This is a genomic window from Symbiopectobacterium purcellii (genome assembly GCF_052050035.1).
In the GTDB taxonomy this organism is placed as follows: domain Bacteria; phylum Pseudomonadota; class Gammaproteobacteria; order Enterobacterales; family Enterobacteriaceae; genus Symbiopectobacterium; species Symbiopectobacterium purcellii_A.
The window spans coordinates 2484185-2507728 of sequence record NZ_CP189882.1; the positions used below are offsets into that span (position 1 = coordinate 2484185).

Here is a 23544-nt window from a genome sequence, read left to right on the forward strand (position 1 = left end):
GCGGCCTTGGCCGCCAGCAACACCGTCACTCCGCAGAGAGAAACAAACGGCGCAGCACCTGCGCTACCGCATCCTCTGCGTTACTGCCAATAACCTCCAACTGCGGCAGTAAATCTTTCAGGCGCTGATGCGCATTGCGCATAATGCATCCTTTACCGGCCATCGACAGCATTTCAAAATCGTTCATACCATCGCCAAACGCAATGCACGAAGTCAGGGTATGGCCCATCAGCTTGGCGACTTGCTCCAACGCATGGCCTTTGGATACGCGGCCCGCCATCACTTCCAGGCAGCTCAGCGTGGAAAATCTCACGTTAACCCGATCGCCCCAGCGCGCATTGATCGCCTCTTCCAACGGCAGCAGTTTCTCGTGGCTGTCACAGGTGAAGAATACTTTGCTCACACCGTCGGTGCCGAGCAGACCCGGTTCAAACAATTTGTATTTGAATACCGACTCCTGAAAAAAGCGTTCCTCTTCCGGGCGGGAGCGGCTCATAAACCATTCATCGTCGCGGTAGACGTGCGTCAGCATCTCCGGGTTGTGGTACACCATACCGTAGAGATCGTGTGCGATGTCCTGATCCAGATTGTGGCTGAAAATCAACGTTCCCTGGGTATTGTGCACACGCGCGCCGTTAGAGGTGATCATAAAGGCGCTGATACCCAGCCCGTCACGAATCTGACCCACATCCAGATGATGCCGCCCGGTGGCAAACACAAAGTGGATGCCCTGTGCAGTCAGCAGTTTCAGGGTCTCTTTGGCTAACGGAGACAGCGTGTGGTCTGGCGACAGCAGCGTGCCATCTAAATCGGAAGCAACGACGTGATACATAACAGAGAACTCTCACCTTTAAGGGGAATGGCGCGGCGTCGGCCGCAACATTTACGGATATTGTGCAAAATGATTAAGAATATGGGTAAACACCTGCGCCCGAATACCATCTTCTTCGAATAACAGTTCATGGCGAGCCCCCGCTATCACCACTGGAGTAGCGCCAGCACAGGGGTGTCCCGCTTCAGCCAACGCCTGACAAAACGCATCCTGACTGTGATTATCCACCACGATATCCTCCTGCGCCTGAAGCAGCAGCAAGGGGGTGGTAATGTGCGCAGCCAAGGCCATCAGTTCTCGCCCGGCGGCCATCGATTCCCGCATCCAATGATAGGTCGTGCCACCAACGCGCAGGCCGAGTTCATCAGCATAGGCGCGCACGCTGCGACGGTAACGCTCGCGGCTGTGCGTTAACACGTTGATCAAATAAGGCAACGGACGCCATTGCCCGGTGCCGATAGCATAATAATCATCGCGAATGCGCGGATGCAGCTCCGCCCAGGCAACAATGCGTGAGGCCAGCCAGCACGGCATCGGCAATTTAATGCCAAACATGGGCGCACATAGAACCGCGGCATCGAATGCCTCCGGCCGACGTGCCAAAAAATGCCCCAGGATCGCGCCGCCCATTGAGTGGGCAAGCGCAAAACAGCGCTTGTAACGCTCGGGGTCGGCCGTTTTTACAGCATCCACATGGTGCAACCAGAATTGTTCGACATCGTAGACGTAATCGCCAAAGCGTACCACATGGCCACGATTGCCGTCTTCCAGCATCCGCCCGGAGCGCCCTTGGCCGCTATAGCCAACCGACTTAAAAATGATTACATCCTATGCCCTGATATGCGGCAAAGAAGCATAGCTGGCTGTTATCAAAATAATGTCGCTTGGCTATATGATCCATGATCAGAACATCATAACCCGCCTGAAACAAATCTTAGGCGACTTCACCATACTTTACATAGCTTTCAATGCGGCCAGGAAACACCACCACCAAACGCGAGTGCTGTCGCGCGGTAAAGCGCACAAAGCGGATCGGCACATCGTCAACGCCGGGAAATTCGCCCTCCTCACGCTGACGCCAGAAATCCAACAGCGTGCCGGTGACAAAAGCAGAAAACTGTTTTTCTCTTAACAAAAGGCCGGAAATTTCGGGTGACATCGCGTTTCTCCTTGATGCAAGGCACCGCGCTAAACGCTTGCAAGGCAGGTGTCCACAAGAGAGTTTTGTGATCGCTGGCACAACAATCAGCAATGGCGTATTGTGGCACATGCGGTCGTAATGTTTAACCACGTAACACATCGGCAAACAATACCGTCGTCAGCAATGCCATCGCAAACAACGCAACAACATGCAATCAGGAAGCAGCTATGACCCTCGACTGGTGGTTAACCTATCTTCTCACAACGCTTATTCTCAGCCTTTCTCCGGGGTCGGGTGCGATTAACACCATGAGTACCGCCATCAGTCACGGCTATCGCGGAGCGGCGGCATCCATCGCCGGGCTGCAAGTCGGGCTGGCTATCCATATCGTATTGGTGGGTATCGGTCTTGGCGCGCTGCTATCACAATCGCTGCTGGCTTTTGACATTCTGAAATGGCTCGGTGCCGCTTATCTGATCTGGCTCGGCATCCAGCAATGGCGCGCCGCCGGTTCACTCGATCTGCATGCGCTGGCGGGTACCCTGCCACGCCGCCAACTGTTTCGTCGCGCCGTGCTGGTCAACCTCACCAACCCGAAAAGCATTGTTTTTCTGGCGGCGCTGTTCCCACAGTTCATCGTGCCGCACCAACCGCAGGTCGCTCAGTATCTGATACTAGGCGTGACCACCGTGGCGGTCGATATCGTGGTGATGATCGGTTACGCCACGCTCGCCACTCGTATTGCGGTATGGCTGAAAGGACCGCGCCAAATCCGCCTGCTCAACCGGCTGTTTGGCTCGTTGTTTATGCTGGTCGGCGCGCTACTGGCAACGGCGCGTAAGGTATAATACGTCACTCGCCGCCAACCGGCGGCGAGGAAAAAACAGCGGAAGTGCTACGCCACTGGTTTAGCGCGAAATAATCAGATGCAGCCCAAAACCGGTAAACAGCACCCCAGCCAGACCGTCGATCCACTTAGCCAAACGCTGATAGCCGCGACGCATCGCAGGCAAAGCAAACACCATTGCCACCAGGCTAAACCACAGCAGCGTTTCCAATGAGATTAACGCAAACAGCCCCCAGCGCGCGCTGGTGCCAACGCTGTCGCCGACAAACAGAGAGAATACGCTGCCGAAATAGATCAGCGCTTTCGGGTTGGCCAGATTGGTCAGCAGACCGCGCATAAAGGTTTTCCCTTTCGAAGGCAGTTCTACCGTTTCAACCGTTTGCGACTCCCCTTTGCGACGCGCTGCACGCAACATGTGCCATCCCATCCAGCACAGATACAATCCACCGCCGATGGTAATGGCATCATGCAACCACGCCATTTTTTGCAGCAACAGGTGCAAACCCATCAACGCAATGGACGCCCACACCATGACCCCCAGAGAAATCCCCAGCACGCCCATCATCGCTTCTTTGCGCGAGCGACTCGCCGCAGTCTGGGAAACAAAGAAGAAATCCGGCCCCGGGCTCATCAATGTCACGAAGTGCACCATCGCCACGGTCAAAAACAACATCATGATATTTTCCTTTTTTACCACAGAGTCTAGAAATTCAAGTCCAATCAGCGCACATCCTCGCCATCGTCCAGATGCTCACGGATCAGCGACATAAATGGCGTACCAAACCGTTCCAGTTTACGCTGCCCGACGCCGTTAATCGTCAGTAATTCGCTTGCTGTCACCGGCAAGCGATCGGCCATTTCCAGCAGCGTGGCATCACTGAACACCACATAAGGCGGGATATCGCCCTCATCAGCAATGGCTTTGCGTAATTTGCGCAGTTTGGCAAACAGCTTGCGATCGTAAAGCCCGGTATACGATTTTTGGTTCGCTTTCGGCTTCAGGTTAACCACGCGCGGCACCGCCAACTGTAACGGTATCTCACCGCGCAGCACCGGACGGGCCGATTCTGTAAGCTGTACCGCTGAGTGCAATGCAATATTTTGCGTGAGGAACCCCAGGTGAATCAGTTGGCGCAGCACGCTGACCCAATGCTCATGCGATTGCTCACGGCCAATGCCGTATACTGGCAGCTTGTCGTGACCCCATTCGCGAATACGCTGGTTATTGGCTCCGCGCAGCACTTCCACCACATAGCCCAGGCCGAAGCGCTGCCCCACTCGGTATACGCAGGAGAGCGCCTTTTGCGCATCAACCAGACCATCATAAAGCTTAGGCGGATCGAGGCAGATGTCACAGTTACCGCAGGGGGCGTGCCGCCCTTCACCAAAATAGTTAAGCAGCACTAGGCGCCGGCAGGTTTGCGCCTCCGCGAACGCCCCCATCGCGTTCAACTTGTGCCGTTCAATTTCTTGCTGTGGACCCGGCGGTTTTTCCTCAAGGCAGCGGCGCAACCACGCCATGTCGGCAGGATCGTAAAACAGCGCGGCCTCCGCAGGCAGGCCATCACGCCCGGCGCGCCCGGTCTCTTGATAGTAGGATTCGATCGTGCGCGGGATATCAAAGTGCACCACAAAGCGCACGTTGGGTTTGTTGATGCCCATCCCAAAGGCGACGGTGGCTACCACCACTTGTAAATCGTCACGCAAGAACGCTTCCTGTACCTGCGCGCGCCGTTCGTTGTCCAAACCGGCATGATAGGCCGCCACGCTGAGACCCCGGTTTTGCAAACGCGCGCTGATATCCTCGACCTTCGCCCGGCTGTTACAATAAATAATGCCGCTTTTACCACGCTGCCCCTGCACAAACATCCACAGTTGATCGAGCGGTTTGAATTTTTCCACCAGCGTGTAGCGGATATTGGGCCGATCGAAGCTGCTCAGATGAATATGCGGTTCGCGCAGATCAAGCAGACGCACAATATCACTGCGCGTCGCGTCGTCGGCGGTGGCCGTCAAGGCAACCACTGGCAGCGTGGGGAAACGCTGTTTGATTTGCCCAAGGGCGCGGTATTCTGGGCGGAAATCATGCCCCCACTGGGAGATACAGTGCGCTTCGTCGATGGCAATCAGTGCCGGATTCCACTGGGCAAGCTGGTCAAAAAAGCTGTCCGTGGTTAAACGCTCCGGCGCGATATACAGCAGCTTGATGTCACCGCTGCGACAGCGGGTCATCACGTACCACTGCTGTTCACGGGTCTGAGTCGAGTTCAGGCAGGCGGCCGTCACGCCGTAGGCAAGAAGCTGATCTACCTGGTCTTTCATCAAAGAGATCAGCGGAGACACCACCAGCGTCAGGCCATCCAACACCAATGCCGGAATCTGGTAGCACAGCGATTTCCCGCCCCCGGTCGGCATGATCACCAGACAATCCTGACCGCTGACCGCAGCCTGAATGACCGCATCCTGACCGGGACGGAATTGCTGATAACCGAACGTATCGCGTAGAGCCTGAGCCGCTAACGCTTCCTTATTTAACACTTCCGCCGTAGACACGCGTTCCCCGATCCTCTTTGCATCACATCAGCCCGTGGCCGATAAAATCAAACAGGCGCTATTTTCAGCGCCTGTGATAAAAACTGCAATCTTTTGACCACGAGAATTATTTTTTCTGAAAACGCGCCTCAAAAGATATCGTTCAACATCAGACCGACACCATAACGCGTCTGCCGGTGGTTATAGTCGATCATTGACTCGCCGTAGCCACTAAACACCTTGGTATAGAAGCGAACATGCTTGGTTATCGGGTAGCTCCACCCCAACTCTGCGTTGCCGTAACCGCTGTTCCAGTTGTAATGGCCAGCTACGCTGAAAATGCTGTCGCCCCAAACGTAGCCGACACGCACCCGATAATACCCCAGGTATTTGGTGATATCCGGGTTGTCATCCTTGCGGTCGGGGATCAGGAACCAAGGTTTGAGATCGACCTTCCAGTTGCCGTTTTGCGCCATCAGGCGCATATAGGCGCGATTCCAACTGCGTGAGGTTGGGTCTGCCTTGCCGTTGGATTGGTGATTCAACCCCACTTCCACATCACGCAATGTCCATCCGCCCAGGCTGTAATCGGTCGCCCAGCCAAGAAATATCTGCGGTTCATAGTTGGTTTCACGAAACGGTGAGGATTCATCGGCATTCGACATCTGCCACCAGGATTGCTGAGTATAAGACACGCCCAACAGCGAATTCTCGCCCATGATGCCGCGCCAGATGGGGAAGGCCAGACTCAACTGAAAATTCACTTCATCCTTGCGCGCTTCCTTAGCCCAGTCGTAACTGCTGATCGCCTGCTTGTTGATGTTGGTGGTATAGGTATAAAGCAGATAGTTGCTTTCGTAAGGATAAAGGATAAAGGATAAAAGGGTTATCATGGTCTTGCAGCAAATTGGCAATAATGCTGCCACGCACTGCGGGTCTGTCGTGTACAACCTGAACCTTTGCTTCTTCTGCCTGAACTTGTGCCGCCAACAAGAGCGCCACTACGCCCGCAATTTTGCGCATACGGTATCTCCGACCAGGCTTTGTTGAATAATTTAAGATACTGATTTATATAAGCATTATAAAATTTCAACGACTAATTTTTCCTCTCGGAATGCTTTTTATTGTGCTAACTATTTGATTTGTCGTTCTAACAAAATACATTCTCTGTAAATGCATTCTAACTAAAGAAGATGTAAATCAAACGGTTAAATTATTCAACAAAGCCCTCCGACCAACATTAAAGTAAGGAAAAATGTATACCCTAAATAATTCGAGTTGCGGAAAGGCGGCAATCGAATGAATCCCGATGAGCTTACTCAGGTAAGTGATTCGGGTGAATGAGTGCAGCAAACGCATCAGCAACGTGAAGTATGACGGATATAGACACGCTCGTTATTATTCTAGCTTCATAATTTGTACTTGAATCATCCACTTCCTACTTATTCATGCTTTTCTGAAAAGAAACAGAAATGCCTCATAAAAAAAACAAAAATTTAACGTTAAACTGGCTTTGTTGAATAATTTAACCGTTTGATTTACATCTTCTTTAGTTAGAATGCATTTACAGAGAATGTATTTTGTTAGAACGACAAATCAAATAGTTAGCACAATAAAAAGCATTCCGAGAGGAAAAATTAGTCGTTGAAATTTTATAATGCTTATATAAATCAGTATCTTAAATTATTCAACAAAGCCCGTTAAACTATCCTTATTCTCTGTTCCGATCGTTACTGAGGGCCGACCGCTATGTCACTACCGCGGGTACAGCAGGATGACACACTTCCCCCTGATGCCATGCTGCCGCAAGAGAGCGTGCGCCAGCGCGTCAGCGACATTTTCATCTATCAGATGCCCTTCAACCGGGAGCTGGGGCTTGAGCTGCGTGAGTTTGAGGCCGACCATGCCATTCTGGTGTTTGATCGTCAGGAGCGATTGGTGGGCAATGCGCTGCAAAAAATTCTCCACGGCGGTGTGATCGCCGCCGGGCTGGATGTGGCCGCTGGACTGGTCTGCGTCGGCAGCGCGCTGTTACGGCACAACAGCATCAGCGCTCAGGAATTTCACCAGCGACTGGCGCGCATGGGCACCATCGATCTGCGCGTGGACTATCTGCGCCCGGGCCGCGGCGAGCACTTTACGCTGACCAGCACGCTGCGGCGTGGCGGCAATAAAATTGCCGTGGCGCGCGCCGAGTTGCACAACGAGGCACAGGTGCATATCGCCACCGCTACAGCCACTTATATCGTCGGATAACGGCGAATTATTCGCAGGATCACGATATATAAAAACGAGAAATCCGAATTTACCCCAACGAAGCACCAAAACGGGAGGAGAAGATGAAAGTCACTGCGGTTTCGCGTACAGTACTCCCTCTTCAGTCCGTTGAGTAAGCCTTCCACATGAATGAACAGCAATCACGCCAGGGTGTGTTATTCGCCCTTGGTGCCTATTTCATTTGGGGTATCGCACCCGTCTAATTCAAGCTGATTGGCGCGGTGCCTGCCACAGAAATTCTTACACACCGGATTATCTGGTCGTTTCTCTTTATGCTGGTGTTGGTGAGTGTCAGCCGCAAATGGCGTCAGGTACAGCACGTCATGGGATCACCCAAAACGCTGCTGTTGCTGGCGCTGACCGCCGTGCTGGTGGAGGGTAACTGGCTGCTCTACATTTGGGCGGTAAACCACAATCACATTCTGGAAGCCAGCCTGGGCTATTTTATCAACCCGTTGGTTAACGTGATGCTGGGAATGATTTTTCTCGGCGAGCGTTTCCGCCGCCTGCAATGGTATGCGGTACTGTTGGCTTTCAGCGGCGTATTGATTCAGCTCTGGCAGTTTGGATCGGTGCCAGTGATTGCTTTGGCGCTGGCCTTTATAGCCAACCGACTTAAAAATGATTACAGCCGATGCCCTGATATGTGGCAAAGAAGCATAGCTGGCTGTTATCAAAATAATGTCGCTTAGCTATAGCTTCGCGATCTATGGCCTGTTGCGCAAAAAACTCGGCGTAGACGGCCAGACCGGTATGCTGATTGAAACCCTGTGGCTGCTGCCTGCGGCAATTATCTATCTGTTTTTTATCGCCGATACCCCGAGCAGCCACCTTGATAATAACAGTACGACGCTCAATCTGCTGCTGGTCAGCGCAGGCATCGTGACCACCGCGCCGCTGCTGTTTTTCACCGCTGCCGCCGTGAGAATGCGCCTGTCTACGCTTGGATTCTTCCAGTACCTCGGCCCAACGCTGATGTTTATCATCGCGGTTACGCTCTATGGCGAACCGCTCGGCAGCGACAAAATGGTGGCGTTTGGTTTTATCTGGGCGGCGCTGGCGCTGTTTATCATCGATGCCCTCATCGCCCAGCGGAAATTACGTCGCGTTCAGCGCCGTGTGGCGTGAGATGTAGCGTGACAACACCGGACTAGGCTGTGTCCCTTAATTGCTTGAGCTATAGTATCCATCTGTTTCTAAGACACTTTGGATTATGGCTCGCTACGATCTTTCTGATGAAGCATGGGCAATCATTGAGCCCTTGTTACCAACCGTTTTGACATCTCCGCAGGCAGGCCGGCCATGGGCAGAACATCGCAAAATCGTCAACGGCATGTTCTGGATACTGTGTTCAGGTGCCCCATGGCGTGATTTACCTGAACGTTACGGCCCATGGAAAACCGTTTATAACCGTTTCAATAGATGGTCAAAGTCTGGAGTTATTAACATTATTTTTAATAGGTTACTTTCATTTCTTGATGCTCATAGACTTGTTGACTGGTCAGCCACTGCGCTGGGTGGCAGCAATATCCGTGCGCTCAAATGTGCGGCTGGCGCTCAAAAAAACATCCCGATATTACCAACGATAACAGCCTGGGTCGCTCACGAGGTGGTTATGGCACCAAAATCCACATGGCGACTGACGGAAGCGGCATCCCGCTAAATATCGTACTGAGTGCTGGGCAGGCTCACGAAAGCCTGTTCGCGTTACGACTCCTGGACGGCATTGGCGTGCAACGGCAGAACGGTAGCATGAAGCGTCGTGGTCATGCGGTACTGGCTGACAAAGCCTACTCTGGCAATACATTCCGTAACGAGTTGAAAAGAAAAGGGATAAAAACGGTTATCCCCCGAAAATCAAATGAAAAACTGGCTTCAGATGGACGCTCACAACTTTATCGTGATGCTTATCGCCGTCGCAACGTTGTAGAAAGATGTTTTGGCCGTTTAAAGGAATATAGACGGATTGCCACACGTTATGAAAAAACGGCAAGAAACGGCTTTGTTGAATAAATCGAACTTTCAGGGGATCGCCGGATCAAAGCACTATCATCGCTCCCGATAGCAGCTCCCCATGGCAAAGCAAAAGTTTAAAATCACCAACTGGCCCACCTACAACAAAGCACTCAGACAACGCGGCTCCCTGACGGTCTGGCTTGATGAGTCGGCCATCGCTGCATGGACTGACAGTTCTTCGCCTGAAGGTCGTGGTCGGCTGCTTTACTACACCGATATGGCTGTTATAGCCAAGCGACTTAATTTTGATTACACCATATGGACTGAGAACAAACTCTCTGTATCGCAACCCATCTCTCTTTTTTTGCTTTTTGCTTGTGCCCATTTATGCTCAATTGGGTTAAGATCTGGCGAATATGTAGGCAAATACTCCACCATATACCCTGCATCGATGATGACTTGTTGAATATTATGTTTTTTGTGAAAAGTGGCATTGTCCATCATGATTACACTGTTTTTAGGGAGTACTGGGATAAGGACTTGTGTGACCCAGGCATAGAAAACATCGCTGTTAATATTGATATCAAATAATCCGATAGCAAACAGCGTTGTGCCTAATAAAGCGCCGATAACATTTGTTCTTCCCCTAGCTCCCCAGTTCTTCAGGCCAAAACACCGTTGACCTTTTGGGGAATAGCCGTGAGTCCGTGGGGCATCGTGTGAAAAACCACTTTCATCAATAAAAACAATAGGTTTACCTTCTTTTTCATACTGTTGTTTTTTTTGTTGAAATCCCTGCCGGGCGTTTTCGTCGGCTTTCGGATGACGTAGAGTTTTTTTTATAGGTCAATCCCAGCTTTTTAAGCGCTTGCCAAATGGCCTTCTGACAAACGCCAAAACGCTCTGCACGTTCTTTTTGGTAAGCATCTGGATATTGTTCAACATCTTTTATCAACTCGGATTTATCGATCTTTCGCTGACGCGTGGTCGATGCTTTTGACTCTATTTGATTAATCCAACGCGATACAGAGGCAGGGCCAATCCGAAATTGCTTCGCTGTTTCTCGGATACTCAACCCTTCGTTTTTCCGTGTAGATATCACTTTACGTCTAAAATCAATTGAATAGCTCATTTAAATAATGTAATCAAAATTAAGTCGTTTAGCTATACCACGGTTTTGATGATAAAGCGGGTGTTTAACCTGTCGCTCCGGGCATTACAGGGCTTTGTCGACTCGGTTTTTACACTGATGAGCCTGCCACTGCGCTGCCCGGACTACTCTCTGGTCAGTCGGCGGGCAAAAACCGTCAGTATCAGCATAAAAACGCCAACGCGTGGTGAAATCTCGCATCTGGTCATCGACAGTACCGGTCTGAAGGTCTTTGGCGAAGGTGAATGGAAAGTCAGGCAGCATGGGGCTGACAGATGAAGAGTGTGGCGCAAGCTTCATCTGGCAGCAGACAGTGCGACGCATGAGATTATCTGTGCCGACTTATCGCTCAGCGGAACGACAGATGCGCAGGCACTGCCGGGCCTGATTAACCAAACCCACCGAAAAATCAGGGAAGTGTCAGCAGACGGTGCTTATGACGCCCGTTATAGCCAACCGACTTAAAAATGATTACATCCTATGCCCTGATATGCGGCAAAGAAGCATAGCTGGCTGTTATCAAAATAATGTCGCTTGGCTATACTGCCACGATGCGTTGCTAAGAAAGAAAATCAGGCCCCTTATCCCGCCGCGAAGCGGAGCCAAATACTGGCCGGACAAGTACCATGAACGTAACCATGCGGTGGCGAATCAGCGTCTGAGCGGGAGTAATGATATGTGGAAAAAGAAAGTGGGTTATCACCGGCGTTCAGTGGCAGAAACAGCGATGTTCCGCATAAAAACTTTGCTGGGTGGCCATCTGAGCCTGCATGACTATGAGGCTCAAGTAGGTGAAGCCATAGCGATGGTCAAAGCGCTGAACCGTATGACGTTGTTGGGTATCCCACACAGCGTCAGGATAGGATAACAGGTGTAGCAGAGGGAGTCATCCTGTCGGCTAATTCTGATTTATTCAACAAAGCCGCAAGAAACTATAAACTAGTTGCTGAATAGAGACTTGCATTTTTTGTCAGGCTATTGAGGGCTTTGTTGAATAATTTAAGATACTGATTTATATAAGCATTATAAAATTTCAACGACCAATTTTTCCTCTCGGAATGCTTTTTATTGTGCTAACTATTTGATTTGTCGTTCTAACAAAATACATTCTCTGTAAATGCATTCTAACTAAAGAAGATGTAAATCAAACGGTTAAATTATTCAACAAAGCCGCTATTGAGAATAAAAAGAGGTTTAACTTAGAGAATAAAGGTTTGAAATGATCAACAAAGAGCGGTTGTTACGAGATAATCGTTTATGTAAAGCAATCATTGGATTATCAGTCGAAGAATTGAAAAATTTAGCCGCTGAATTTTCAGCTTGTTATTTGATTTATCGGAAAAAGAATCGAAAAGATCACGAGCGGCAGATGGGTGCAGGGCAGAAAGGATTTATCCCAACCCCATTAGAGAGACTGTAAAATAATCTGTGTAAATGGCATTTTGAGGAAAACCTTCAAAGGATAACAAAATGCCTATCAGCAACGAACTTATTGACCAACTGCTTCAAGATTGTCACTCCCCTCAGGATCTGCTGGGTGAATCAGGCCTACTCAAGGTGCTGACTAAAAGACTGGCGGAACGGGTTCTTGAAGCTGAGATGGAGATGCACCTTGGGTATGCTAAGCATGACCCGGCAGGTAATCATTCAGGCAACTCCCGCAATGGCAAGACATCCAAGAGCGTACGTAGCCAAAATGGGGAGATCGAGCTCGATATTCCGCGCGACCGCAACAGTACCTTCGAGCCGACACTGATCGGTAAGAACGAAAAACAGCTTAACGGCTTCGATGACCGCATTATTTCTCTCTATTCCAGAGGGTTATCAACCCGTGATATTCAGGCACACTTTAAAGAAGTCTACGGGGTCGATGTTTCCGCTGGCTTCATTTCTCAAGTGACCAATGCTGTGATGGATGAAGTTAAGCGCTGGCAGCAACGGCCGCTGGATGCGCTTTATCCCATTGTTTACCTTGACTGTATTGTTGTCAAAAGCCAGGACGGCGGAGCCGTGGCCAACAAGTCTGTTTATCTGGCCCTCGGCGTCAACGGCCAGGGCGAAAAAGAGCTGCTGGGGCTATGGATAGCCAAAACTGAGGGGGCCAAGTTCTGGTTATCTGTGATGACAGAACTGAAAAATCGTGGGCTAAAGGACATCTTCGTCGCCTGCTGCGATGGCCTGAAAGGCTTTCCTGATGCCATTGAAGCTGTTTACCCGCATACTCGGGTACAGCTCTGCATTGTGCATCAGGTGCGGAACTCGCTGCGCTACGTCGGCTGGAAAGAGCGTAAGGCCGTTGCTGCTGACCTGCGCACCATCTATAGTTCCGCAACGCTAGAGGGCGCTGAAGAGGCCCTGGATGCCTTCGCGGCCAAATGGGATGAGCAGTTCCCGACGATCAGCCCGTCGTGGAGAAATAATTGGGAACGTCTCATCGTCATTTTTGACTTTCCGCCGGAGATCCGCAAGGTTATCTACACCACCAACGCGATAGAGTCGTTAAATGCTTCATTGCGCAAGATAACGAAAACGCGACGAATATTTCCAACGGATGACTCGGTGATAAAATTACTCTATCTAGCCTTGCATAATATCTCTGCTAAATGGACCTTGCCAATCAGAGACTGGAAACCTGCTATGAGCCAATTCATGTTGATGTATGGAGAACGAATCTCCGGTTAAGCAATGGAGCCATTTACACAAAATTCTTTACAGACTCCCATTAGATAAACTGCTTTTTATTTTATTGTATTTAAAATGTTATCCGACCTATTATTTGCAAGGACTTCTTTTTGGTTTAGATAGAACACGGGTATGTCGCTGGGTAAAAATATTATTGCCGGTTTTAGAGATGACCTTGGGGCGAGAATGTGTTTTGCTCGCTCGTCAAATTCGCTCTGCTGAGGAATTTTTTCGCGCCTTTCCTGGAGTTAAAGACGTCTTTATTGATGGGACAGAGCGACCTGTCCAAAAGCCTAAGAATCTGCGTCGGCGAAAGAAAATGTATTCGGGAAAGAAAAGACAGACCACTCGAAAAGGGCTTATTATGACTGACGAAACAAGGCAAATTGGATTTATCCCCATGAGCAAAAATGGGCGCCGTCACGATAAACGCTTACTCGATAAAGTCGATATAATTCGCCATATTCCTCCTGAGGTAACCATCTGGGCAGATACCGGTTTTCAAGGTATAGATAAACAGCATCCTAATACACAAACCCCAAAAAAAGGAACTCGAAAAAGACCTTTATCGCCTGAACAAAAACAAGAAAATAAAATAATCTCGGGCATCCGTATTACAGTTGAACAGGCTTTGTTGAATAAATCAGAATTAGCCGACAGGATGACTCCCTCTGCTACACCTGTTATAGCCAAGCGACATTATTTTGATAACAGCCAGCTATGCTTCTTTGCCGCATATCAGGGCATAGGATGTAATCATTTTTAAGTCGGTTGGCTATATCCTATCCTGACGCTGTGTGGCATACCCAACAACGTCATACGGTTCAGCGCTTTGACCATCGCTATGGCTTCACCTACTTGAGCCTCATAGTCACGCAGGCTCAGATGGCCACCCAGCAAAGTTTTTATGCGGAACATCGCTGTTTCTGCCACTGAACGCCGGTGATAACCCACTTTCTTTTTCCACATATCATTACTCCCGCTCAGACGCTGATTCGCCACCGCATGGTTACGTTCATGGTACTTGTCCGGCCAGTATTTGGCTCCGCTTCGCGGCGGGATAAGGGGCCTGATTTTCTTTCTTAGCAACGCATCGTGGCAGTAACGGGCGTCATAAGCACCGTCTGCTGACACTTCCCTGATTTTTCGGTGGGTTTGGTTAATCAGGCCCGGCAGTGCCTGCGCATCTGTCGTTCCGCTGAGCGATAAGTCGGCACAGATAATCTCATGCGTCGCACTGTCTGCTGCCAGATGAAGCTTGCGCCACACTCTTCGTCTGTCAGCCCCATGCTGCCTGACTTTCCATTCACCTTCGCCAAAGACCTTCAGACCGGTACTGTCGATGACCAGATGCGAGATTTCACCACGCGTTGGCGTTTTTATGCTGATACTGACGGTTTTTGCCCGCCGACTGACCAGAGAGTAGTCCGGGCAGCGCAGTGGCAGGCTCATCAGTGTAAAAACCGAGTCGACAAAGCCCTGTAATGCCCGGAGCGACAGGTTAAACACGCGCTTTATCATCAAAACCGTGGTAACAGCCATATCGGTGTAGTAAAGCGGCCGACCACGACCTTCAGGCGAAGCACTGTCAGTCCATGCAGCGATGGCGGACTCATCAAGCCAGACCGTCAGGGAGCCGCGTTGTCTGAGTGCTTTGTTGTAGGTGGGCCAGTTGGTGATTTTAAACTTTTGCTTTGCCATGGGGAGCTGCTATCGGGAGCGATGATAGTGCTTTGATCCGGCGATCCCCTGAAAGTTCGATTTATTCAACAAAGCCAGTTGAACACGCCATCGCGGGTATCAAGCGCCTCGGTTGCATGACCCAAATTTTACGGAATCGTAGACCCTTTATTGATGATATAGCTAAACGACTTAATTTTGATTACATTATTTAAATGAGCTATTCAATTGATTTTAGACGTAAAGTGATATCTACACGGAAAAACGAAGGGTTGAGTATCCGAGAAACAGCGAAGCAATTTCGGATTGGCCCTGCCTCTGTATCGCGTTGGATTAATCAAATAGAGTCAAAAGCATCGACCACGCGTCAGCGAAAGATCGATAAATCCGAGTTGATAAAAGATGTTGAACAATATCCAGATGCTTACCAAAAAGAACGTGCAGAGCGTTTTGGCGTTTGTCAGAAGGCCATTTGGCAAGCGCTTAAAAAGCTGGGATTGACCTATAAAAAAAACTCTACGTCATCCGAAAGCCGACGAAAACGCCCGGCAGGGATTTCAACAAAAAAAACAACAGTATGAAAAAGAAGGTAAACCTATTGTTTTTATTGATGAAAGTGGTTTTTCACACGATGCCCCACGGACTCACGGCTATTCCCCAAAAGGTCAACGGTGTTTTGGCCTGAAGAACTGGGGAGCTAGGGGAAGAACAAATGTTATCGGCGCTTTATTAGGCACAACGCTGTTTGCTATCGGATTATTTGATATCAATATTAACAGCGATGTTTTCTATGCCTGGGTCACACAAGTCCTTATCCCAGTACTCCCTAAAAACAGTGTAATCATGATGGACAATGCCACTTTTCACAAAAAACATAATATTCAACAAGTCATCATCGATGCAGGGTATATGGTGGAGTATTTGCCTACATATTCGCCAGATCTTAACCCAATTGAGCATAAATGGGCACAAGCAAAAAGCAAAAAAAGAGAGATGGGTTGCGATACAGAGAGTTTGTTCTCAGTCCATATGGTGTAATCAAAATTAAGTCGCTTGGCTATACCTTCTTACTCCTTAGCGCCGGTCTTTGGAATTTCCATCTCAGAACAGCGTAAAATTTACTTCAATCACCGAAACACCCTTATTTCACTATTAAGCAACACGCTTAATCTAGCAATCGTGAAACTGGGCTGCATCCGCTTGTTTTACGCCCGGTTACGTAATTAAGGGACACAGCCTAAACAGCAGCGTCGAAAACAGCCTCAGGGTTTGTATCGCAATCACAAAGGCCATGTCAACGTTGCTACCCGCTGCTATAAACGCAATGGAGTCCAGCCCGCCGGGGCTGGTCGCCAGATAGGCGGTGAGGATATCCACCGGTAGCAACAGCGTTACCCCGTAAGCCATCCCTCCGCACAGCACCATCAGGCCGACGATAGAGGCCATCATCTGTGGCAAGGTGCGAATCGCCAGCAGGAAAATCGGGCGGGTAAAACTTAAGCCCACACTCCAACCGATGAACGCATAGGCCAATGCCAGTATCCATTCCGGCGTTTGCAGCGTCAGCGTTCCCGTCGAGTGCAGCGCGGCGCCGAGGATCTCGCCCCATTCCCACTCGAAACGCAACAAAGTGACCCACTTGCCAGAGTCGGATAAAATCACCGTTCTGGCCATACTGGAGAGCCTGTTGCATGCAGGGAAAACATCTGACTCAGAAAGAACGGTTCTACATCGAAAAGCGGCGTGGTGAAGGTGTCAACCAAGCTACCATCGCCAGAGAGCTTGCTCTGCCTCGCTCGACCATCAGCAGGGAACTCAGACGCAATACCGACCCTACTTTCAATGGTGTCTACTGCTGTAGAAGGGCGGACACTCTGGCCCGGGAACGCCGTCATAAGCCTCTGCCAAACAATGCTTTTTACCAGTTGGAGCCACACATTCAGAACTTCATCAGGCAGGCGCTTTCCACTCACTCTTCACCTGAAATTATCAGTGGCCGTTTGCACCTGGAATTCGGTATATCTGTCAGCAAGAATACGCTATATCGCTATATCCTGCAGGAGAGACAGGCTGGCGGGGAGCTATATCAGCAACTTCCTCATCGGGGAAAACGTTACAGGTACAATGCCGAAAACCTCAAATCAGGCCCTATTCCCAACCGTGTTGGTATTGAGTATCGCCCAGCTCAAGCCGAGCTTAAACAGGAGCCTGGCCACTTCGAAATTGACACTATTTTTGGCAAAGACCAGAAGTCATTCTTGTTAACCATCGTAGATAACGCATTGAAAACCGTCATCATTCGCAAACTGCCTAATAAGCGTGCGGAGACTGTGGTTGCTGCTTTCAGGGACATTGAAGCTAATACCTTTTGCAAGTTTAAGACCCTAACAGCTGATAACGGCCCTGAATTCGCTCTGCACGAGCAAATTACTCAAATCACAGGGGCGCAGGTCTACTTTGCCCATCCTTATCATTCCTGGGAGAGGGGCTTGAATGAGCACACCAACGGGCTGATACGACGTTTTTACCCAAAGGGAACAGACTTCAGTCAGGTCAGTCATCGTAAGATTGCCGAACTCGAACACATACTCAATACAAGGGGCAGAAAATCGCTGGGCTATCGTTCCCCCAATGAGGTATTTTTAACGCACTTACTGGTGGCATAAGCCTCTACCGTTTTGTTGCGTTTCGAGTTGTAATGGGGCGATGGACTTTATCTGGCAGGTAGCTGCGCAGGCATATCGTGCACTTTACCAGCGCTTATGACCCTCAATAATTCGCGTTGCAGGAAGGCGGTAAACGCATCCGCAACGTGAAGTATGACGGGTATAGCCGTGCGTTGCATGGTGAGGACAACATGCAGGGGCTTTAGCGATCTCGGTCAAACAACGCTTGTCGTAACACTCATGATTGGGAATAAACGTAATGAACTCTCCGTTTATCTACAACTCACCCACGCTCAGCGTGGACGCGCTAAAGCATTCCATTGCCTATAAGTTGATGTTCAGCATAGGTAAAGATCCCTCTATTGCCAACAAGCACGAGTGGCTGAACGCCACGCTGCTCGCGGTGCGCGACCGCATGGTGGAACGCTGGTTGCGCTCCAACCGGGCGCAGCTCTCGCAGGATGTGCGACAGGTCTGCTACCTCTCGATGGAGTTCCTACTGGGCCTAACGCTGTCGAATGCGCTGCTGGCGATGGTGCTGTACGAAGATCTGAAGCAGGCGCTGGACGACATGGGGCTGGATCTGGATGAGCTGATCGAGGAAGAGAACGATCCCGGGCTGGGCAACGGTGGCCTCGGGCGTTTGGCGGCCTGCTTTCTGGATTCGCTGGCGACGATGGCGCTGCCCGGCCGCGGTTATGGCATTCGCTATGAATACGGCATGTTTGCGCAAAAGATTGTCAACGGTCAGCAAGCAGAATCCCCGGACTATTTGCTGGAATACGGCAACGCCTGGGAATTCCCGCGTCACAGTACGCGCTATACGGTGCGTTTTGGTGGGCGCGTACAGCAGGAAGGGAGCAAAGCGCGCTGGGTGGAGACCGAGGAGATCATTGCCAGTGCCTACGACCAGATAATCCCCGGTTACGACACCGATGCGACCAACACGCTGCGGCTGTGGGGCGCGCAGGCCAGCAGTGAAATCAATCTGGGCAAGTTTAATCAGGGTGACTACTTTGCTGCGGTGGAAGACAAAAACCACTCGGAGAACGTGTCGCGGGTGCTTTATCCCGATGACTCCACCTACTCTGGGCGCGAGTTGCGCCTGCGTCAGGAGTACTTTCTGGTGTCTGCCACGGTGCAGGATATCCTCAGTCGTCACTGGATAATGCACAACACCTATGACAACCTGGCGGATAAATTTGCCATTCACCTTAACGACACCCATCCGGTGTTGGCGATCCCCGAATTGATGCGCTTGCTGATCGATGAGCACAAATTTAAATGGCTGGATGCCTGGCAGGTGGTGACGAGCGTCTTCTCTTACACTAACCACACGCTGATGCAGGAAGCGCTGGAAACCTGGCCGGTGGATATGTTGGCCAATATTTTGCCACGCCATCTGCAACTGATTTTTGAAATCAACGAGCACTTTCTCGAAGAAATGCAGAAGAAATTCCAGAAAGACAACGGCTTGCTGGCGCGTGTTTCCATCATTGATAAAACCAACGGCCGCCGGGTGCGTATGGCGTGGTTAGCGGTGGTGGCAAGCCACAAGGTGAATGGTGTGTCGGAATTGCACTCCGATTTGATGGTGCAATCACTGTTTGCGGATTTTGCGCGCATCTATACCGATCGTTTTTGCAACAAGACCAACGGTGTCACACCGCGACGCTGGCTGGCTCTGGCGAACCCGTCGTTGTCGAAAGTGCTGGATGACGCGATTGGTAAGAACTGGCGTACCAACCTCAGCCAATTGGAAGATATAGCCAAGCGACATTATTTTGATAACAGCCAGCTATGCTTCTTTGCCGCATATCAGGGCATAGGATGTAATCATTTTTAAGTCGGTTGGCTATATCAAGCCTCAAGCGGATTTCCCGGCGTTTGTGCAGAAGGTGCGTAAGGCAAAGCTGGCGAACAAGCAGCGTCTGGCGGAGTACGTGGCCGAGCATCTGGATGTGGTGATCGATCCTGAGGCGTTGTTCGATGTGCAGATCAAGCGCATTCATGAGTACAAACGGCAACTGCTCAATCTGCTACACATTATCACACTGTATAACCGCATTAAGGATGAACCCAAGGTTAAGCGCGTGCCGCGCGTGGCGATTTTTGCGGGCAAAGCGGCGTCGGCGTATTACATGGCGAAGCACATCATCAACCTGATCAACGATGTCGCGGCGGTGATCAACCACGATCCTGACATGCATGACAAGTTGAAGGTGGTGTTTATTCCCAACTACAGCGTCAGTCTGGCGCAGATCATCATTCCTGCTGCCGATCTGTCTGAGCAGATCTCGCTGGCGGGAACCGAAGCCTCCGGCACCAGTAACATGAAATTTGCGCTCAATGGGGCACTGACCATCGGCACGCTCGATGGGGCCAACGTGGAAATGTTGGAGCACATTGGCGAAGAGAACATGTTTATTTTTGGCAACACCACGGAACAGGTCGAAGCGCTGCGCAAGAACGGTTACAACCCTCGTGAAATTTACGATAAGGATGAGGAACTACGCCGAGTGCTGACGCAGATCGCCACCGGTGTTTTCAGTCCGAACGATCCCAGACGCTACGGCGATCTGTTCGACTCGTTGGTGAATTTTGGTGACCACTGGCAACTGTTGGCGGATTATCGCAGCTATGTGGATACCCATGACCGGGTGGATGAGCTGTATCGCAATCCCGATGAATGGGCGCGCAGAAGCATCATTAATATCGCTAATATGGGTAACTTCTCGTCTGACCGTATAGCCAAGCGACATTATTTTGATAACAGCCAGCTATGCTTCTTTGCCGCATATCAGGGCATAGGATGTAATCATTTTTAAGTCGGTTGGCTATACCATTCAGGAGTATGCCGACGATATCTGGGATATCAAACCGATACGGTTGTAACGGTGGGGGGAGATCTCCCCACGGCATTATCTGCGTAGGCTGTGGCGCTTTGACAGAAGGATTTGTAAAGGGTTACCGCTTTCGCACGGTAGGGCATTCCCGAAAGAAATGGCGTAAAGCGCAATTATTTGAAGGTATAACGCGTAAAAAATAACGCTGCCAGCAGCGGCCCCGCAGGGGCGAGTCTCATGGATGAGACGAGGGCGATTGAGCGCCCCGAGTTGGGCGCGTGCGATGTGTCGTGCAAATAATCGCGTGGATTAATGCGCACGAAACATTCACTGCAACAACAAAAAGACTTGGCCTAAAATTGTGGAGATTCCTGCTTTCTCGGGAATGACTGGTAGAGTAGGGATCACCCGTGTGATTACTCTCCTTTACCGTAATACAGTTTCCCGATTTTAATCAGCGGTCTGCCTTGCGATTTTCGGTGCAGATTGCTGTCGCGCAGGGAATACACGCAACCGCAGTATTCTTGCTGGTAAAACTGCTCCCGTTTGCTGATCTCGATCATGCGCGCCGAGCCGCCCCCTTTACGCCAGTTGTAATCCCAGTACACCATGCCCGGATAATGCGAAGCGGCCCGCTGGCCGCAGTCATTAATTTGCTGCATGTTTTTCCAGCGCGAGATGCCGAGCGAACTGCTGATCACCGTAAAGCCGTTTTCTGCCGCGTACAGTGCGGTACGCTCGAAGCGCATATCAAAGCACATGGTGCAGCGCACGCCGCGCTCTGGCTCCCACTCCATCCCTTTTGCCCGTTCAAACCAGTTATCCATGTCGTAATCGGCATCAATAAAGGGCACCCCATGCTTCTGGGCGAAGCGAATATTCTCTTCCTTGCGGATGAGATACTCCTTCTGCGGATGAATGTTAGGGTTGTAGAAGAAAATGGTGTAGTGAATCCCTGCTGCCTGAATGGCTTCCATCACCTCCCCGGAACACGGTGCGCAGCACGAATGCAGCAGGAGTTTGTCCGCCCCGTTGGGGAGCGTCAGTATCGGGCGTTTTAATGCTGTGTTGGTCATATATTCCGTTATGTGGCTGGCTACACTTGCCTGAAGTGTAGCATTGCAAACGCGCAGGGTGGCTAACGGCCTCACCCAGTGCGTTTTCTTGCAATATCGATGCGCGTTTTTTGCGCAAGGCGATTTTCATGATTTGTCTCATTTCCTGTGTAAATCCCCCCCTTTTTCTGATGAAATCGGTAGAATTTCCGGCCCTGATAATCCCCTGTGTTGAAGAGTTAACCGTGTCCACAAGCCTGATTGTTCCTGAACACCATCTGTTTTCTTACCCTCGCTACTGGGCCGAGTGCTAGGGCACAGCGCCATTTTTGCCCATGAGCCGCGCTGAGATGGATGCCCCATTCCCACTCGAAACGCAACAAAACGGTAGAGGCTTATGCCACCAGTAAGTGCGTTAAAAATACCTCATTGGGGGAACGATAGCCCAGCGATTTTCTGCCCCTTGTATTGAGTATGTGTTCGAGTTCGGCAATCTTACGATGACTGACCTGACTGAAGTCTGTTCCCTTTGGGTAAAAACGTCGTATCAGCCCGTTGGTGTGCTCATTCAAGCCCCTCTCCCAGGAATGATAAGGATGGGCAAAGTAGACCTGCGCCCCTGTGATTTGAGTAATTTGCTCGTGCAGAGCGAATTCAGGGCCGTTATCAGCTGTTAGGGTCTTAAACTTGCAAAAGGTATTAGCTTCAATGTCCCTGAAAGCAGCAACCACAGTCTCCGCACGCTTATTAGGCAGTTTGCGAATGATGACGGTTTTCAATGCGTTATCTACGATGGTTAACAAGAATGACTTCTGGTCTTTGCCAAAAATAGTGTCAATTTCGAAGTGGCCAGGCTCCTGTTTAAGCTCGGCTTGAGCTGGGCGATACTCAATACCAACACGGTTGGGAATAGGGCCTGATTTGAGGTTTTCGGCATTGTACCTGTAACGTTTTCCCCGATGAGGAAGTTGCTGATATAGCTCCCCGCCAGCCTGTCTCTCCTGCAGGATATAGCGATATAGCGTATTCTTGCTGACAGATATACCGAATTCCAGGTGCAAACGGCCACTGATGATTTCAGGTGAAGAGTGCGTGGAAAGCGCCTGCCTGATGAAGTTCTGAATGTGTGGCTCCAACGGGTAAAAAGCATTGTTTGGCAGAGGCTTATGACGGCGTTCCCGGGCCAGAGTGTCCGCCCTTCTACAGCAGTAGACACCATTGAAAGTAGGGTCGGTATTGCGTCTGAGTTCCCTGCTGATGGTCGAGCGAGGCAGAGCAAGCTCTCTGGCGATGGTAGCTTGGTTGACACCTTCACCACGCCGCTTTTCGATGTAGAACCGTTCTTTCTGAGTCAGATGTTTTCCCTGCATGCAACAGGCTCTCCAGTATGGCCAGAACGGGCTTTGTTGAATAAATCGAACTTTCAGGGGATCGCCGGATCAAAGCACTATAGCCAAGCGACTTAATTTTGATTACACCATATGGACTGAGAACAAACTCTCTGTATCGCAACCCATCTCTCTTTTTTTGCTTTTTGCTTGTGCCCATTTATGCTCAATTGGGTTAAGATCTGGCGAATATGTAGGCAAATACTCCACCATATACCCTGCATCGATGATGACTTGTTGAATATTATGTTTTTTGTGAAAAGTGGCATTGTCCATCATGATTACACTGTTTTTAGGGAGTACTGGGATAAGGACTTGTGTGACCCAGGCATAGAAAACATCGCTGTTAATATTGATATCAAATAATCCGATAGCAAACAGCGTTGTGCCTAATATAGCCAACCGACTTAAAAATGATTACATCCTATGCCCTGATATGCGGCAAAGAAGCATAGCTGGCTGTTATCAAAATAATGTCGCTTGGCTATATCA

At 50.2% G+C, this 23544-nt stretch carries 20 protein-coding genes and 8 pseudogenes; 15 read left to right on the forward strand and 13 right to left on the reverse strand.

All coding sequences use genetic code 11. The features are described 5' to 3' along the window. Window positions 1–25: 25 nt before the first annotated feature. Both yigL and ACQGXV_RS17575 read right to left on the reverse strand, forming a co-directional pair. On the reverse strand, window positions 26–832 hold the full coding sequence (gene yigL / locus ACQGXV_RS17570) for a sugar/pyridoxal phosphate phosphatase YigL (protein ID WP_440867061.1): 807 nt from the start codon (window positions 830–832) through the stop codon (window positions 26–28). A gap of 51 nt (window positions 833–883) precedes the next feature. Then, window positions 884–1627 (reverse strand): annotated as a pseudogene (locus ACQGXV_RS17575) (alpha/beta fold hydrolase); the annotation flags it as partial. Here ACQGXV_RS17575 and ACQGXV_RS17580 point away from each other — a divergent pair. After that, complete coding sequence (locus ACQGXV_RS17580; protein ID WP_440867062.1) at window positions 1580–1735, forward strand: hypothetical protein; 156 nt, start codon at window positions 1580–1582, stop codon at window positions 1733–1735. The pseudogene ACQGXV_RS17575 and the gene ACQGXV_RS17580 overlap by 48 nt on opposite strands. 34 nt (window positions 1736–1769) lie before the next feature. Here the strand turns inward: ACQGXV_RS17580 and ACQGXV_RS17585 are convergent. Then, window positions 1770–1991, reverse strand: a pseudogene (locus ACQGXV_RS17585) (lysophospholipase L2); the annotation flags it as partial. 209 nt (window positions 1992–2200) lie between these two features. Here ACQGXV_RS17585 and rhtB point away from each other — a divergent pair. Next, window positions 2201–2821 (forward strand): homoserine/homoserine lactone efflux protein, encoded by a 621-nt coding sequence (gene rhtB / locus ACQGXV_RS17590; RefSeq protein ID WP_222158854.1) that lies wholly within the window; start codon window positions 2201–2203, stop codon window positions 2819–2821. A gap of 60 nt (window positions 2822–2881) precedes the next feature. Here rhtB and rhtC read toward each other — a convergent pair whose 3' ends face one another. From rhtC to pldA, 3 genes and pseudogenes are all read right to left on the reverse strand, one after another. Next, a complete protein-coding gene (rhtC, locus tag ACQGXV_RS17595; RefSeq protein WP_440867488.1) occupies window positions 2882–3499 on the reverse strand; it encodes a threonine export protein RhtC in 618 nt (205 codons plus the stop codon). Between the two features lie 41 nt (window positions 3500–3540). After that, window positions 3541–5373: an ATP-dependent DNA helicase RecQ gene (gene recQ / locus ACQGXV_RS17600; protein WP_440867063.1), complete on the reverse strand. Its 1833-nt coding sequence runs from the start codon at window positions 5371–5373 to the stop codon at window positions 3541–3543. A 128-nt stretch (window positions 5374–5501) separates the two neighbouring features. Beyond that, window positions 5502–6375, reverse strand: a pseudogene (pldA, locus tag ACQGXV_RS17605) (phospholipase A). A gap of 774 nt (window positions 6376–7149) precedes the next feature. On the opposite strand from pldA, the gene ACQGXV_RS17610 reads away from it, so the two are divergent. From ACQGXV_RS17610 to ACQGXV_RS17625, 4 genes and pseudogenes are all read left to right on the forward strand, one after another. After that, a complete protein-coding gene (locus ACQGXV_RS17610; protein ID WP_440867064.1) occupies window positions 7150–7608 on the forward strand; it encodes a thioesterase family protein in 459 nt (152 codons plus the stop codon). A 146-nt stretch (window positions 7609–7754) separates the two neighbouring features. Next, window positions 7755–8757 (forward strand): annotated as a pseudogene (gene rarD, locus ACQGXV_RS17615) (EamA family transporter RarD). Window positions 8758–8842: 85 nt separating this feature from the next. Next, window positions 8843–9642 (forward strand): IS5 family transposase gene (locus ACQGXV_RS17620; protein WP_440867065.1). Its coding sequence is split into 2 segments (ribosomal slippage): window positions 8843–9188 and window positions 9188–9642, totalling 801 coding nucleotides; the frame shifts between segments, so codons are not numbered across the junction. Between the two features lie 61 nt (window positions 9643–9703). Then, a pseudogene (locus ACQGXV_RS17625) lies at window positions 9704–9871 on the forward strand (transposase); the annotation flags it as partial. A gap of 23 nt (window positions 9872–9894) precedes the next feature. Here the strand turns inward: ACQGXV_RS17625 and ACQGXV_RS17630 are convergent. Then, a complete protein-coding gene (locus ACQGXV_RS17630; RefSeq protein WP_440862665.1) occupies window positions 9895–10428 on the reverse strand; it encodes an IS630 family transposase in 534 nt (177 codons plus the stop codon). Continuing rightward, window positions 10352–10717, reverse strand: a complete 366-nt coding sequence (locus ACQGXV_RS17635; protein ID WP_440862584.1) for an IS630 transposase-related protein — start codon at window positions 10715–10717, stop codon at window positions 10352–10354. Before ACQGXV_RS17635 ends, ACQGXV_RS17630 begins: the two co-directional genes overlap by 77 nt. 36 nt (window positions 10718–10753) lie before the next feature. Here ACQGXV_RS17635 and ACQGXV_RS17640 point away from each other — a divergent pair. The 4 genes and pseudogenes from ACQGXV_RS17640 to ACQGXV_RS17655 form a co-directional block, all read left to right on the forward strand. Next, a pseudogene (locus ACQGXV_RS17640) lies at window positions 10754–11603 on the forward strand (IS5 family transposase); the annotation flags it as partial. 351 nt (window positions 11604–11954) lie between these two features. After that, on the forward strand, window positions 11955–12155 hold the full coding sequence (locus ACQGXV_RS17645) for a hypothetical protein (RefSeq protein WP_440866490.1): 201 nt from the start codon (window positions 11955–11957) through the stop codon (window positions 12153–12155). 50 nt (window positions 12156–12205) lie between these two features. Then, complete coding sequence (locus ACQGXV_RS17650; RefSeq protein WP_440864265.1) at window positions 12206–13417, forward strand: IS256 family transposase; 1212 nt, start codon at window positions 12206–12208, stop codon at window positions 13415–13417. After that, window positions 13395–14183, forward strand: coding sequence for a transposase family protein (locus ACQGXV_RS17655; RefSeq protein WP_440867066.1), 789 nt, complete (start codon window positions 13395–13397; stop codon window positions 14181–14183). The genes ACQGXV_RS17650 and ACQGXV_RS17655 overlap by 23 nt, the downstream gene beginning before the upstream one ends. On the opposite strand, the gene ACQGXV_RS17660 is transcribed toward ACQGXV_RS17655, so the two are convergent. After that, complete coding sequence (locus ACQGXV_RS17660) at window positions 14180–15118, reverse strand: IS5 family transposase (RefSeq protein ID WP_440867067.1); 939 nt, start codon at window positions 15116–15118, stop codon at window positions 14180–14182. The genes ACQGXV_RS17655 and ACQGXV_RS17660 overlap by 4 nt on opposite strands. A gap of 32 nt (window positions 15119–15150) precedes the next feature. On the opposite strand from ACQGXV_RS17660, the gene ACQGXV_RS17665 reads away from it, so the two are divergent. The 3 genes from ACQGXV_RS17665 to ACQGXV_RS17675 are packed head-to-tail and all read left to right on the forward strand — an operon-like array spanning window position 15151 to window position 16135. Next, complete coding sequence (locus ACQGXV_RS17665; protein ID WP_440867068.1) at window positions 15151–15312, forward strand: hypothetical protein; 162 nt, start codon at window positions 15151–15153, stop codon at window positions 15310–15312. Further along, entirely contained in the window at window positions 15313–15678 is a 366-nt protein-coding gene (locus ACQGXV_RS17670; RefSeq protein ID WP_440862584.1) for an IS630 transposase-related protein, read from the forward strand. After that, a complete protein-coding gene (locus ACQGXV_RS17675) occupies window positions 15602–16135 on the forward strand; it encodes an IS630 family transposase (RefSeq protein WP_440862665.1) in 534 nt (177 codons plus the stop codon). The genes ACQGXV_RS17670 and ACQGXV_RS17675 overlap by 77 nt, the downstream gene beginning before the upstream one ends. Window positions 16136–16312: 177 nt before the next feature. Here the strand turns inward: ACQGXV_RS17675 and ACQGXV_RS17680 are convergent. Next, a pseudogene (locus ACQGXV_RS17680) lies at window positions 16313–16696 on the reverse strand (AbrB family transcriptional regulator); the annotation flags it as partial. A gap of 92 nt (window positions 16697–16788) precedes the next feature. On the opposite strand from ACQGXV_RS17680, the gene ACQGXV_RS17685 reads away from it, so the two are divergent. Beyond that, the gene (locus tag ACQGXV_RS17685; RefSeq protein WP_440867069.1) at window positions 16789–17763 is read left to right on the forward strand and encodes an IS30 family transposase; all 975 of its coding nucleotides are present in this window, start codon (window positions 16789–16791) and stop codon (window positions 17761–17763) included. A gap of 259 nt (window positions 17764–18022) precedes the next feature. Next, window positions 18023–20658, forward strand: a pseudogene (glgP, locus tag ACQGXV_RS17690) (glycogen/starch/alpha-glucan family phosphorylase). A 367-nt stretch (window positions 20659–21025) separates the two neighbouring features. Here the strand turns inward: glgP and ACQGXV_RS17695 are convergent. The 3 genes from ACQGXV_RS17695 to ACQGXV_RS17705 form a co-directional block, all read right to left on the reverse strand. After that, window positions 21026–21685, reverse strand: a complete 660-nt coding sequence (locus tag ACQGXV_RS17695; protein ID WP_440864422.1) for an epoxyqueuosine reductase QueH — start codon at window positions 21683–21685, stop codon at window positions 21026–21028. A 374-nt stretch (window positions 21686–22059) separates the two neighbouring features. Continuing rightward, on the reverse strand, window positions 22060–23034 hold the full coding sequence (locus ACQGXV_RS17700) for an IS30 family transposase (protein WP_440864365.1): 975 nt from the start codon (window positions 23032–23034) through the stop codon (window positions 22060–22062). A gap of 102 nt (window positions 23035–23136) precedes the next feature. Continuing rightward, window positions 23137–23454 carry a transposase gene (locus tag ACQGXV_RS17705; protein WP_440865583.1) on the reverse strand — a complete coding sequence of 106 codons (318 nt, stop codon included), beginning with the start codon at window positions 23452–23454 and terminating at the stop codon, window positions 23137–23139. Window positions 23455–23544: the final 90 nt, after the last annotated feature.

Coding starts and splice junctions, on each gene's coding strand:
- ACQGXV_RS17655 (WP_440867066.1), top strand. CDS start 13,395: ATGGAGAACGAATCTCCGGTTAAGCAATGGAGCCATTTACACAAAATT.
- ACQGXV_RS17635 (WP_440862584.1), bottom strand. CDS start 10,717: ATGAGCTATTCAATTGATTTTAGACGTAAAGTGATATCTACACGGAAA.
- yigL (WP_440867061.1), bottom strand. CDS start 832: ATGTATCACGTCGTTGCTTCCGATTTAGATGGCACGCTGCTGTCGCCA.
- ACQGXV_RS17660 (WP_440867067.1), bottom strand. CDS start 15,118: ATGGCAAAGCAAAAGTTTAAAATCACCAACTGGCCCACCTACAACAAA.
- ACQGXV_RS17645 (WP_440866490.1), top strand. CDS start 11,955: ATGATCAACAAAGAGCGGTTGTTACGAGATAATCGTTTATGTAAAGCA.
- ACQGXV_RS17580 (WP_440867062.1), top strand. CDS start 1,580: ATGGCCACGATTGCCGTCTTCCAGCATCCGCCCGGAGCGCCCTTGGCC.
- ACQGXV_RS17685 (WP_440867069.1), top strand. CDS start 16,789: ATGCAGGGAAAACATCTGACTCAGAAAGAACGGTTCTACATCGAAAAG.
- ACQGXV_RS17610 (WP_440867064.1), top strand. CDS start 7,150: ATGCTGCCGCAAGAGAGCGTGCGCCAGCGCGTCAGCGACATTTTCATC.
- ACQGXV_RS17700 (WP_440864365.1), bottom strand. CDS start 23,034: ATGCAGGGAAAACATCTGACTCAGAAAGAACGGTTCTACATCGAAAAG.
- ACQGXV_RS17650 (WP_440864265.1), top strand. CDS start 12,206: ATGCCTATCAGCAACGAACTTATTGACCAACTGCTTCAAGATTGTCAC.
- ACQGXV_RS17695 (WP_440864422.1), bottom strand. CDS start 21,685: ATGACCAACACAGCATTAAAACGCCCGATACTGACGCTCCCCAACGGG.
- ACQGXV_RS17670 (WP_440862584.1), top strand. CDS start 15,313: ATGAGCTATTCAATTGATTTTAGACGTAAAGTGATATCTACACGGAAA.
- rhtB (WP_222158854.1), top strand. CDS start 2,201: ATGACCCTCGACTGGTGGTTAACCTATCTTCTCACAACGCTTATTCTC.